The sequence below is a fragment of the Bradyrhizobium zhengyangense genome (assembly GCF_022012555.1).
GTDB lineage: Bacteria > Pseudomonadota > Alphaproteobacteria > Rhizobiales > Xanthobacteraceae > Bradyrhizobium > Bradyrhizobium zhengyangense.
Genome location: NZ_JAKLTZ010000002.1, coordinates 634,578 through 646,703, shown reverse-complemented (window position 1 = coordinate 646,703; position 12,126 = coordinate 634,578). Strand labels below are relative to the sequence as shown.

The 12,126-nt window shown below is 64.3% G+C and carries 12 protein-coding genes; 1 reads left to right on the top strand and 11 read right to left on the bottom strand.

What is annotated here, in order from left to right:
- Position 1: 1 nt before the first annotated feature.
- From ybeY to murJ, 10 genes are all read right to left on the bottom strand, one after another.
- Positions 2–511, bottom strand: coding sequence for an rRNA maturation RNase YbeY (gene ybeY, locus L6639_RS08235; RefSeq protein WP_237860610.1), 510 nt, complete (start codon positions 509–511; stop codon positions 2–4).
- A 62-nt stretch (positions 512–573) separates the two neighbouring features.
- Positions 574–1,572, bottom strand: coding sequence for a PhoH family protein (locus tag L6639_RS08230; protein ID WP_092289320.1), 999 nt, complete (start codon positions 1,570–1,572; stop codon positions 574–576).
- A 64-nt stretch (positions 1,573–1,636) separates the two neighbouring features.
- Positions 1,637–3,034, bottom strand: coding sequence for a tRNA (N6-isopentenyl adenosine(37)-C2)-methylthiotransferase MiaB (gene miaB, locus L6639_RS08225; protein WP_237860607.1), 1,398 nt, complete (start codon positions 3,032–3,034; stop codon positions 1,637–1,639).
- Positions 3,035–3,162: 128 nt separating this feature from the next.
- Positions 3,163–3,843, bottom strand: coding sequence for an HAD family hydrolase (locus L6639_RS08220; RefSeq protein ID WP_237860605.1), 681 nt, complete (start codon positions 3,841–3,843; stop codon positions 3,163–3,165).
- Between the two features lie 5 nt (positions 3,844–3,848).
- The gene (locus L6639_RS08215; protein ID WP_237860604.1) at positions 3,849–4,304 is read right to left on the bottom strand and encodes a Fur family transcriptional regulator; all 456 of its coding nucleotides are present in this window, start codon (positions 4,302–4,304) and stop codon (positions 3,849–3,851) included.
- A 38-nt stretch (positions 4,305–4,342) separates the two neighbouring features.
- Positions 4,343–4,828, bottom strand: coding sequence for a ribosomal protein S18-alanine N-acetyltransferase (rimI, locus tag L6639_RS08210; RefSeq protein ID WP_237860602.1), 486 nt, complete (start codon positions 4,826–4,828; stop codon positions 4,343–4,345).
- A complete protein-coding gene (tsaB, locus tag L6639_RS08205; RefSeq protein ID WP_237860600.1) occupies positions 4,825–5,517 on the bottom strand; it encodes a tRNA (adenosine(37)-N6)-threonylcarbamoyltransferase complex dimerization subunit type 1 TsaB in 693 nt (230 codons plus the stop codon). Before tsaB ends, rimI begins: the two co-directional genes overlap by 4 nt.
- A gap of 190 nt (positions 5,518–5,707) precedes the next feature.
- Complete coding sequence (locus L6639_RS08200) at positions 5,708–6,277, bottom strand: NifU family protein (protein ID WP_237860598.1); 570 nt, start codon at positions 6,275–6,277, stop codon at positions 5,708–5,710.
- Between the two features lie 162 nt (positions 6,278–6,439).
- Positions 6,440–7,492, bottom strand: coding sequence for a tryptophan--tRNA ligase (trpS, locus tag L6639_RS08195; protein ID WP_237860597.1), 1,053 nt, complete (start codon positions 7,490–7,492; stop codon positions 6,440–6,442).
- An 81-nt stretch (positions 7,493–7,573) separates the two neighbouring features.
- Positions 7,574–9,106, bottom strand: coding sequence for a murein biosynthesis integral membrane protein MurJ (gene murJ / locus L6639_RS08190; protein WP_237860594.1), 1,533 nt, complete (start codon positions 9,104–9,106; stop codon positions 7,574–7,576).
- A gap of 125 nt (positions 9,107–9,231) precedes the next feature.
- On the opposite strand from murJ, the gene L6639_RS08185 reads away from it, so the two are divergent.
- On the top strand, positions 9,232–10,233 hold the full coding sequence (locus L6639_RS08185) for an adenosine kinase (RefSeq protein WP_237860592.1): 1,002 nt from the start codon (positions 9,232–9,234) through the stop codon (positions 10,231–10,233).
- Positions 10,234–10,359: 126 nt separating this feature from the next.
- Here L6639_RS08185 and L6639_RS08180 read toward each other — a convergent pair whose 3' ends face one another.
- Positions 10,360–12,066 (bottom strand): AMP-binding protein, encoded by a 1,707-nt coding sequence (locus L6639_RS08180; RefSeq protein ID WP_237860590.1) that lies wholly within the window; start codon positions 12,064–12,066, stop codon positions 10,360–10,362.
- Between the last annotated feature and the right edge of the window lie 60 nt (positions 12,067–12,126).

Below are 12,126 nucleotides of genomic sequence, written 5' to 3'. Positions count from 1 at the left end.
CTCAATGCGTCCCCGCGCGGTCTGCATAGGGGTCGGGGATGCCGAGATGAGCCAGGATCTCGGTTTCGAGCGCTTCCATTTCTTCCGCGTCGCCGTCGTTCTCGTGATCGTAGCCGATCAGGTGCAGGAATCCATGCACGGCGAGATGGCTCAAATGATGTTCGAACGGCTTGTGTTCCTCGTCCGCCTCGCGCCGCATGGTCTCAAAGGCGATCGCGATGTCGCCGAGCATGCGCGGCGCATCGCCCGGTTTCCACTCGCCTTCGGGCTGGAGCGCGGGAAACGACAGCACATTGGTCGGCTTGTCCACGCCGCGCCAGTTGCTGTTGAGCGTGCGGATGCCGGCATCATCGGTCAGCATCACGGCGACTTCTGCGTCCGCGACGTCTTCGTCGACGGATTCGGCGGCAGCCGCAACGGCACGCTGAATCACCGCTTCGGCGTCAGGCTCGCTCTGCCAGCAATCGGCGACGACGAGGACCTCGGTAATGGGAAGGTTGGGATGTGACATGGCTTTGTTCGGAACGATAAGGCGCTGCGTCAGCGCGCCCGCTTGGTCCCGCTGTTGTCTCGTCAGGATTTGTTGCCGGCGGGCGGCCGCTGCGGCGAGCCTTCATAGGCAGCGACGATTCGTGCCACGAGCTCGTGGCGGATCACGTCCTCGGCCTTGAAATGAACTTGCGCGATGCCTTCGACGCCATCAAGCAGACGCGTCGCCTCGGCAAGACCCGAGGTCTGGCCGTTCGGCAAATCGATCTGCGAGGGATCGCCCGTGACGATCATGCGGCTGTTCTCGCCCAAACGCGTGAGGAACATCTTCATCTGCATCGATGTAGTGTTCTGCGCCTCGTCCAGGATGATCGCGGCGTTGGTCAGCGTGCGGCCGCGCATGAAGGCGAGCGGCGCGATCTCGATCTCACCGGTTTGCAGCGCGCGCTCGACGATGCGCGCGTCCATGAGGTCATAGAGCGCGTCGTAGATCGGACGCAGATACGGATCGACCTTCTCGCGGAGATCGCCGGGCAAGAACCCGAGCCGCTCGCCGGCTTCGACCGCCGGACGCGACAGGATGATCTTGTCGACCTCCTTGCGCTCGAACAATTGCGCGGCATGCGCGACCGCGAGCCAGGTCTTGCCCGTGCCGGCGGGGCCGATGCCGAACACCAGTTCATGGCGCTTCAGCGCGCGGATGTAGGAGTCCTGCGCAGCCGTGCGCGCGCGCACCGGGCGCTTGCGCAAATTGATGCTGTCGAAGGTCGACTTGGCCGACTTGGCGTCGAACTCGAACAGGGAGCCTTGCGCGATGACCGCACGGATTGCGCCTTCGACTTCGCCCTGGTCGACGTCCTGCCCCTTCACCGCGTGGGCATAGAGCGTCTCCAGTACGCGGCGCGCCGCATCGCAGCCGTCGCGCGTGCCGCCAATGGTGATGTGGTTGCCCTTGGAGTCCACGACGACGCCGAGCCGGCGCTCGATCTGCGCCAGGTTCTGGCCGTAGGGGCCGACGAGCGCGGATGCGGCGCGGTTGTCGTCGAAGTCGATGACGACCTGGGTCTCGGGCGGAACTTGCATGTCGCGGTCAAATTTGCGGCTGGGAGCGATAGAAGACGAATCCGATGCGCTTTTTGGCAAGGGTTCAGGCTCCACTGGCGATGGATGATAAAGCGGGCGCGCGCACATTGCGTGGCGTGGCGAGCTCGCCGAGGAAGCTGTAGCGCTCGAGGCTGTCGATCCTGACCGGCAGGATTTGTCCGATGATGTCAGGCGAGGCCATCACATGCGCGGGCTGGAGGAAGGCGGTGCGGCCGACGATCTGGCCGTCCTTGCGCGCCGGACGTTCGAACAGCACGTCGACCGTTGAGCCAACCGCAGCCTTGTTGAAGGCCGATTGCTGGCTGTCGATCAATTCCTGGAGCCGCTCCAATCGCTGGTCCATCTCGGCGGGGGACACCGTCTCCTGCATATCCGCGGCCGGCGTTCCCGGCCGGGCGGAGTATTTGAACGAATACGCCGCAGCGTAGCCGATTTGCGTGACAAGCGCGAGGGTGGCGAGAAAATCTTGCTCGCTCTCGCCGGGGAAGCCGACGATAAAATCTGATGAAAAAGCAATGTCTTGGCGCGCGGCGCGGAAACGGTCGATGACTCGTCGATAATCATCGGCGGTATGTTTCCGGTTCATGGCGGCGAGAATCCGGTCCGAGCCCGACTGCACCGGCAGATGCACGAACGGCATCAAGGCATCGAGATCGCGATGGGCTGCAATCAAACTGTCATCGACATCGCGGGGATGGCTGGTCGAATAGCGCAGCCGGGCGATGCCTGGAACGGTCGCCAAATGTTCGAGCAATCGGCCAAGACCCCAGGTTTTCCCGTCCGGTCCCTCGCCATGATAGGCGTTGACGTTCTGTCCGATCAGCGTCAGCTCGCGCACGCCATTGTCGGCGAGCCGCTTCACGTCGTCGACAATCTTCGCCACGGGGCGCGAGACTTCCGAGCCGCGCGTATAGGGCACGACGCAGAAGGTGCAGAACTTGTCGCAGCCTTCCTGCACCGTGACAAAGGCCGAAATGCCGCGTGCGCGGATCGCGTCGGGCTTGGGCTGGGCCAGGAAGCCGAACTTGTCGGCGGCGGGAAACTCGGTCTCGATCGCGCGGCCTTCGTTGCCGGCGCGCTTCAACAACTCGGGCAGATGATGATAGCTCTGCGGTCCCACCACGACGTCGACCGTTGGCGCGCGGCGCACGATCTCCTCGCCTTCGGCCTGCGCGACGCAGCCTGCAACGGCGATCTGCATGGCGCGACCCTCGCGCGCGGCCTCGTCCTTGGCGACGCGCAGTCGGCCGAGCTCGGAATAGACCTTTTCAGAGGCCTTCTCGCGGATGTGGCAGGTGTTGAGGATGACGAGGTCCGCGTCCTCGGCGCTCTCAGTCTCCACGAATCCTTCCGGAGCCAGCGTGTCCACCATGCGCTGGGCATCGTAGACGTTCATCTGGCAGCCATATGATTTGATGTGCAGCTTGCGCGGCGGCGTCATGGAACCCGAAAATGGCGGTGGAGGACGGCCCTCAGATATAGGCTGAGGGGCCGAAAATCCAGCGATTGAGGGACGAAAGGAGCCATTCCGGGCGGTGACGTGCGGAATCGCGAGTTTTGGCGCCGGATTTAGCCCGCCAGGGCGTCAGCCGCGACCCGCCGGACCAGCTCCGGTAATTGATGCATGTCGGCAAAGGTCAGGTCGGCGCCGGCCTGGCGCAGGGTCTCGGCATGGCCGTCGGCGCAATGGCTGCCACCGTAAAAGCCGAACACTTTCATCCCGGCCGCTCGCGCGCCGGCAATGCCGGCAAGGCTGTCCTCGATCACGATGCAGCGCTCCGGCGGCACGCCCATCTGCTTGGCTGCGAACAGGAACAGGTCCGGTGCCGGCTTGCCGTTCGCCACCTGCGAGGACGAGAAGATATTCGGCGCGAAGCGTTCATAGAGTCCCGTGCTTCCGAGACTCACTTGCATGCGCGGATGCGTACCGCTCGAGGCAACGCAGACACGTTGCGTCACGACATCGAGGACGTCGTGGATGCCGCGGATCGCTTCGAGGTCGGCTTCGAAGGCGCGAAACAGCTCGTCCTGGAGATCGCCGTGATAGGCCTCGGGCAGCTTGCGGCCGAGCTCACTTTCGATCTCGAGATTGGCCTGTTTTGTCGAGCGGCCGAGGAAGCGTGCGGACACCTGCTCCGACGTGATCGGATAGCCGTGCCGGGTCAGCACATCCGCATGCGCGCGACAGGAGATCAACTCGCTGTCCACGAGGACGCCGTCGCAATCGAAAATGATGAGATCTATTGGCACGAGACCTAGGACGTCGGTTTGTCGTCGTCGAGCGGGACGCAATAGAGCTCGAGCCTGTGATCGACCAGCTTGTAGCCGAGCTTGCGGGCGATCTCCGCCTGCAGCTTCTCGATCTCTTCGGAGGTGAACTCGATCACTTTGCCGTCGCGCAGGTTGATGAGATGGTCGTGATGGCTGTCGCGCATCGTCTCGTAGCGCGCGCGGCCCTCGCGGAAATCGTGGCGCTCGATGATGCCGGCATCCTCGAACAGCTTGACGGTGCGATAGACGGTCGAGATCGAAATCTTGTCGTCGACGGCGACACAGCGCCGGTACAATTCCTCGACGTCGGGGTGATCGACCGCTTCCGCAAGGACGCGCGCGATCACGCGGCGCTGCTCGGTCATGCGCATGCCGGTGGCGGCACAGCGCGCCTCGATGCCGGTTGTCTTGGATGCCGAAGAAGGTTTGAGTCCGGTCATATCGTATCCGCCTGACGGGGCGCTTTCTGCCATCAATGTTACGACAAGTCACGTCGCATCAGAAGTGCGTTCAATTGTTCCCCGTTGGCCTGCTTATAGTAGCGTTCGCGGCGTCCGACCACCACGAATCCGGCCCGGTCATAGAGCCGTCGTGCGGGCTGGTTGTTCTCCTCGACCTCCAGAAAGATTGTGCGCACGCCACGCCCTGCGAGGTGACCGAGATGGGTCATCAGCAGCGCGCGGGAGAGGCCGCGGCCGCGGTAGGACGGATCGACCGCGACCGAGAGGATCTCGGCCTCGTCCGCGCCGATCCGCGACACCGCGAAGCCGATGATTTTGCGGCCGAGGCGCAAGCGGTGGACGAGCGTGTTGCGCTCGCTGAGCATGGTCTCGAACTCGCTCTCGCCCCAGCCATGCGCGAAAGAAGTGCCGTGAAGCTGCGCCAGCCGTGCCGCGTCGCGCGCCGACGCCGGCTCGACGGCGGCCGTGCCGCCGCGCCACCAATCCGAAAACCATCTCATCATGAGCTTGCGGCGTGTGCGAGCGGCGGCAATGCGGCCGGCTTTGCATCGGGCGCCTTCAAATAAAACGGCCGCGCCGGATTGGTGTCGGGATTGGCCGCGGCGCCGAGCCACGCGACCCAGCTGATGTCGGGTGCGGGCAGTGCGTCGACAGTAACAGGTTGTGGCGCATCCTTCGGCCAGCGCTCGGCAAGAATCCTGGCGGCATTGCCGACCAGATGCGGCGCGCCGAACTGCGAAGCTGCGAACGCCTCGTCGATGGGGGCGATGCCTGGCTGCACGAGCTGACTGCCGTCGCCGGCGACGATCTGGAAATAGACGTGGTCGTGCCGCGCATCGATCGCCGAGATCACGGGCGCCGAACCGCTCCGGCCAACGATGGGGGCCGCATACGCGGAGAGTGTCGTGAGGCCCACCGCCGGCCGCTTGGCTGCGAGCGCAAGACCGCGTGCTGCTGAAATGCCGACGCGCAAGCCGGTGAAGCTCCCGGGACCGACCGTCACAGCGATGCGGTCGAGCGCCGTGAACGCGAGACCGGCCGATTGCATGACGCGCGCGATCATCGGCATCAGCGCCTCGGCGTGGCCGCGCTTCATGAGCGATTGCTCCTGCGCAAGGAGCTCGCCGGCGTCGGTATCGAGCACGGCGGCCGCGCACGCCTCCAGCGCGGTATCGATGGCAAGGATCAGCATGAAAAAGCGAATGGTAGGTGGCGAATGGTGGGCAGTCTATCCGATCGGAATGCCATTCGCCATTCGCTACTCACCATCCGCCCACCGGTTACAAGAGCCGTCATTCCGGGATGGTGCGTTGGCACCAGACCCGGAAACTCGAGATTCCGGGTTCGGTCCTACGGACCGCCCCGAAATGGCGACGACGTCGTCACATCGGCCGGACTTCGACCACGTCAGGCACGAAGTGCTTCAGCAAATTCTGGATGCCGTGCTGGAGCGTTGCGGTTGATGACGGGCAGCCCGAGCAGGCGCCCTTCATGTTGAGATAGACGATCCCGTCCTTGAAACCGCGGAAGGTGATGTCGCCGCCGTCATTGGCGACCGCCGGCCGCACCCGCGTCTCGATCAAATCCTTGATCATGTCGACCGTCTCGGCGTCGGCCTCGTCGAAGAACTCGTCCTCGTCGTCGAGATCGACATCGCTCGCAGCCGCGCCGTCGGCGAGCAGCGGCGCGCCGGACATGTAGTGCTCCATGATGGCACCCAGGATCGCAGGCTTGAGCTGTTGCCATTCACCGTTCGCCTTGGTGACGGTGATGAAATCCGATCCATAGAACACGCCGGTAACGCCGGGCACTTCGAACAGCTTTTCCGCGAGCGGCGAACGGGTTGCGGCTTCGCGGCTCGCAAACTCCATCGGGTTGCCGTCGGAAACGACGCGGCCGGGAATGAACTTCAGCGTGGCGGGATTGGGGGTGGCTTCGGTTTGAATGAACATGGTTTTCTCCAGACGTCGCCGGTTCAAGGCCGGCGCGTGGCCTCTTCCCTAGCAGATGGCGACGGAGAACGCACGATCAAGGGGCGGTGAGGGAGTTTCGCCGCCATATCAACGGGTTAGGCGCCAGCTTACCCTCCCCTGGAGGGGGAGGGTAAGCCAGTGTCAGCGCCGGCGGATGAAGCCGACGATGTCCTTGGAGAGCTTCATGGTCTCCTCGGCGATGGCGCGAGCCCGGTCGGAACCATCGTTCAGGATGGCGTCGATGTGGCCGGGGTCCGCAACCAGGCGCTTCATCTCGCCGGCGATCGGTGCGAGCTTGCTGACGCACAGCTCGGCCAGCGCGTTCTTGAAGCTGGAGAACTGCCCGCCGCCGAACTCGCGGAGCACGTCGGCCTTGGAGCGATCGGAGAGGGCCGCGAAAATGCCGACGAGATTGTCCGCCTCGGGGCGCGCTTCCAGGCCCTTCTCTTCACTCGGCAACGGCTCCGGGTCGGTCTTCGCCTTGCGGATCTTCTGCGCGATAGTGTCGGCGTCGTCGGTCAGGTTGATGCGCGAATTGTCCGACGCATCCGACTTCGACATCTTCTTGGTACCGTCGCGCAAGCTCATCACGCGCGTCGCCGGGCCGGTGATGAAGGGTTCCGGCAGCGGGAAGAACAGGCCGTCATTGGTGCCCTGGGCGCGAATGGAATCGCCGAAATCATTGTTGAACTTCTGCGCGATGTCGCGCGAGAGCTCGAGATGCTGCTTTTGGTCCTCGCCCACGGGAACATGGGTGGCGCGGTAGAGCAGGATGTCGGCGGCCATCAACACGGGATAGTCGAACAGCCCGACCGAGGCGTTCTCGCGGTCCTTGCCGGCCTTCTCCTTGAACTGAGTCATGCGGCCGAGCCAGCCCATGCGCGCGACGCAGTTGAAGATCCAGGCAAGCTCGGCATGGCCGGAGACCTGGCTCTGGTTGAACACGATGTGCTTCTTCGGATCGATGCCGGCGGCGATGAACGCCGCGGTCACCTCGCGGGTGTTGCGCGCGAGCTCGACCGGTCCGCCCCAGACATCCAGGCCTTGGGTGATCGCGTGCATGTCGACGACGCAATAGATGCAGTTGTGGGTTTCCTGCATCTTCACGAAGTTGACGATCGCGCCGAGGTAGTTGCCGAGGTGCAGATTGCCCGTCGGCTGGACGCCCGAAAAAACCCGTTCAACGAATGGCATGGCACGCCTTCTCTTAGGTGGTCGGCCGTCGTTTCCAACAGCGGGGCTGCCCCGTCAAGGGCATTTCGCAGCGGGACCTATTCAGCCGGGCCGCTTCAGGGCGGCCGCCGCCTCGCGCCAGGAGGCCGCGCCGAGGATTTGCAGGAGCAGGCCGTAGACGGCGATCCCGGCCGCAATCTGAAGGCCCAGCACAATAAAGCGAATGAGGCCATGGGCCTCAGCCGGCATCAGACTTGTGGTCAGCCAGAGCAGGGCGCCCATGGCGGCTGCGGCAAGCACGATCCGCGGCAGCCGCTTGCGGGCTGATGTGTCCACCGAGAAGCCGAATTCGCTGGTGCCTTTCCGGAGCAGCGAGACGGCGCTGCTCCAGGCGCCGGCCGCGATGCTGGCGGCGATTCCGCTTGCGCCGAAGAAATGCCCGAGCAGGACGGCGAGGGCCATTGCGACCACAAGGCCCTTGGCCGTCGCCAGCAGCGGCGTCATCGTGTCGCTGCGTGCGAAAAAGGCCGGCGACAGCGCCTTGATCAGCACATGCGCCGGCAGGCCCAGCGCCAGCCACATCAACGCGTGTGCCGTTGCGGTGCTGTCCTCCGCGCCGAAGGCGCCATGTTCGAACAGCAGCCGCACGATTGGTTCTGCCAGAATGGCAAGGCCCAGCGTGGCCGGCAGCGCGAGCCCGGTCGCCAGCTCCAGCGCGCGCGATTCGGCATGCGCCACCGCGTCGCGATCGCCGCTGCCGACCGCACGGGTCAATTCCGGCACCAGCACCGTGCCCATGGCGACGCCGACAATGCCGAGCGGCAGCTCGATCAGGCGGTTGGCGAAATAGAGCCAGGACACGGCCGATGGCGTCGTGGAGGCGATGATCGCGCCTGATACCATCAGCCATTGCGGGCCAGAGCTTGCGATCATGCCGGGAATGGCCTTGGCGAAGAATCCGCGCATCTCCTTGTCGAAGCTTGCACGCAACGGCGTCGCCAGGCGCGCGCTTCGCTGCGAGCCCAGCATCACAAGTTGCAGCAGGCCGGCGATGCCGACGGTAGCAGCCAGCATCCATGCAGAAAGAGCCGCATCGGCGTGCCAAAGCAGCAGCACGGCGATGGCGGCAATCAGCGCGATGTTGAACAGCAGGGGCGAGAACGCCGTGAGTGCAAATCGCCCCTGCGCGTTCAATAGACCCATCAGCACTGTAACCGGGCCCGCAAAGGCGAGATAAGGCAGCATCAGCCGCGCATTCTCGACGGCGAGGTCGAGCGTGGCGCTGCCGACGAAACCCGGTGCGATGATCATGATGATCAGCGGCATCATGAGCGCAATGCCGATCGAGACCACGATCAGGGATGCGCTCACCGTGCCGAGCACCCGCCCCGCAAAGGCCGACGCCGCTTCCTCGCCATCGCGCTCACGGACGCGCAGCCAGGCCGGGATCAGGGCGGCATTGAGTGCCCCTTCGCTGAGCAGCCGCCGCACCATGTTGACGAGCTGGAAGGCGGCCAGAAACGCATCCGCGACAGTGCCGGTGCCGAGCAGCGCCGCGATCAGGGAATCGCGCGCAAAGCCCAGCAGCCGCGAGGCCAATGTTCCCGTGGAGACGGTCAGGAAGGAGCGGATCATCGGTTGTTATAATACCGTTGCTTGCTCGGGCCCGGCCGAACGTGATAGGCCGCCAGCTACATTTTCAGACCGACAGGAAGCGGATTTTCCGCAACTCCGCAATCCGGCAAACAGGATCAAAGTGAATGGCTGACGTGAAATATGACGTTCTCGGCATCGGCAATGCGTTGTTCGACGTGCTGGTCCGAACCGATGAGGGTTTTCTCGCGAAGCACGGCATGACCAAGGGCAGCATGTCGCTGATTGACGAGGCACGGGCCGCCGCCATTTACAATGACATGGGCCCGGCGACGGAAGTCTCAGGGGGGTCTGCCGCCAACACCATTGTCGGCATCGGCAGCCTGGGCGCGCGCGCCGCTTATGTCGGCAAGGTCAAGGACGACCAGATCGGCAAGCTCTACGTCCACGACATCCGCGCCGCCGGCGTTGCTTTCAACACACCGCCCGCGAAGGACGGTCCCGCCACCGGCTGCTCCTACATCCTGGTGACGGGCGACGGCGAGCGCACCATGAACACCTATCTCGGCGCGGCGCAGGATCTGTCGCCGGCCGACATCGATCCGGCCGAGATCGCCGCTGCCAAGATCGTCTATCTCGAAGGCTATCTCTGGGACCCGCCGGGCGCCAAGGAGGCCTTCCTCAAGGCCTCCAAGATCGCCCACGAGGCCGGCCGTAAGGTGGCGCTGACGCTGTCGGACTCCTTCTGCGTCGGCCGCTATCGCGACGAATTTCTGGGGCTGATGCGTAACGGCACCGCCGACATCGTGTTCGCCAACGAATCCGAATTGCACTCGCTGTACGAGACCTCCGACTTCGACACCGCGCTGAAGCTGCTGCGCAGCGACGTCAAGCTCGGCGTGGTCACCCGCAGCGAGAAGGGCTGCGTGGTGGTGACGCCGACCGACGCTGTCGCCGCGCCTGCCTCGCCGATCACGCAACTGGTCGATACCACCGGCGCCGGCGATCTGTTCGCCGCCGGTTTCCTCTATGGTCTCTCGCGCGATCTGTCGCACAAGCAGTGCGGTGAGCTCGGCGCGCTTGCGGCCGCCGAAGTGATCCAGCACATCGGCGCGCGTCCGCAAGTGTCGCTGAAGGAGCTGGCCCAGCAGCGCGGGCTGACGGTTTAGTCGTCGTCTCTCTCCCCGTCATTGCGAGCGAAGCGAAGCAATCCAGTCGTTCCGCGGAGGCAGTCTGGATTGCTTCGTCGCAAGAGCTCCTCGCAATGACGATGTGGCAACGGCGGTGCGCCCACCTCACGCCGTCTTCGCCGCCTTTAGCCCCAGTCGCTGCTCCACGGCATCCCGCATCACGAATTTCTGGATCTTGCCGGTCACGGTCATCGGGAATTCGTCGACGAACTCGACGTAGCGCGGGATCTTGTTGTGGGCGATCTGGCCGTCGCAGAAGCCGCGGACTTCTTCGGCGGTCAGCGTTTCGCCTGATCTCACGCGGATCCAGGCGCAGAGCTCTTCGCCATAGCGCGTATCGGCGACGCCAAAGATCTGCACGTCCTGGATCTTGGGATGGCGGTACAAGAATTCCTCGATCTCGCGCGGATAGAGGTTCTCGCCGCCGCGGATCACCAGATCCTTGATGCGCCCGACGATGTTGCAATAGCCCTCGTCGTCGATGGTGGCGAGGTCGCCGGTATGCATCCAGCCGGCGGCATCGAGCACGTCGCCGGTCTTTTCCTTCTCCTCCCAATAGCCCAGCATGACGCTGTAGCCGCGGGTGCAGAGCTCGCCACGCTCGCCGCGCTTGACGATCTTGCCTTCGAGATCGACGACCTTCACCTCGACATGCGGATGAATCCGCCCGACGGTGGAAACGCGCCGCTCCAGCGGGTCGTCCGTCGCGCTCTGGAAGCTGACCGGACTGGTCTCGGTCATGCCATAGGCGATTGTGACCTCGCGCATGTTCATCTCGGTGTTGACGCGCTTCATCACCTCAATCGGGCAGGGCGCGCCGGCCATGATGCCGGTGCGCAACGATTTCAGATTGAAATTCTTGAATTCAGGATGATCGAGCTCCGCGATGAACATGGTCGGCACGCCGTAGAGCGTCGTGCATTTCTCCTGCTCGATCGCACGCAACGTCGCCAGCGGATCAAACCCCTCGCCGGGATAGACCATGGTCGCACCCAGTGTGACGGAGGCGAGGTTGCCCATCACCATGCCGAAGCAGTGGTAGAGCGGGACGGGAATGCAGATGCGATCCGCTTCCGTCAGCCGCATCGCGCGCCCCGTGAAATAGCCGTTGTTGAGAATATTGTGGTGGGTCAACGTCACGCCCTTGGGCGAGCCCGTGGTGCCGCTGGTGAACTGGATATTGACGGGATCGTCGAACTGAAGCGCGGCGCCGAGAGCAGCAAGCTGCTCGCGATGCGCAGGCCCGCCCATGCGGGCGACGTCCTCGAACGGGATGGTCCCCGATGCTGAAGGGCCGCCAATCTGGATCACGATCCGCAGCGCCGGCAGCCGCGCTGCCTGGAGCTTCCCCGGCGCGGCGCTCGCCAGCTCCGGCAGCAGCGTGTTGAGCATCTCCATGTATTGGCTGGTCTTGAACGCCGTCGCGGTGACGATCGCAGCGCAGCCGACCTTCTTCAGGGCGAATTCAAGTTCGCTCAATCGATAGGCGGGATTGATCGTCACCAGGATCAAGCCGGCCTTGGCGGCGGCGAACTGGGTCAGCGTCCATTCCGGCCGGTTCAGCGACCAGATGCCGATCCGCTCACCGCGCTCGAGGCCAAGCGCGAGAAAGCCCGCGGCGAGCGCATCGACCCGTTCGGCGAAATCCTTCCAGGTCCATCGCACGCCGTGGCTCGGTGAGACCAGCGCCTCGCGGCCGCCCCAGCGCCGCACCGCGTGGTCGAGGCTGCGGCCGATGGTGTCGCCGAGCAGCGGCGCGTCCGAGATGCCGCACACATAACTGTCGGCTTTGCCTGCAAGATCGTTCGCCAAGGTCGTCTCCTCGAAATCATTGCCTCGTGCCCTGAAGCCGTTGGCGTTTGGGCACGAGGT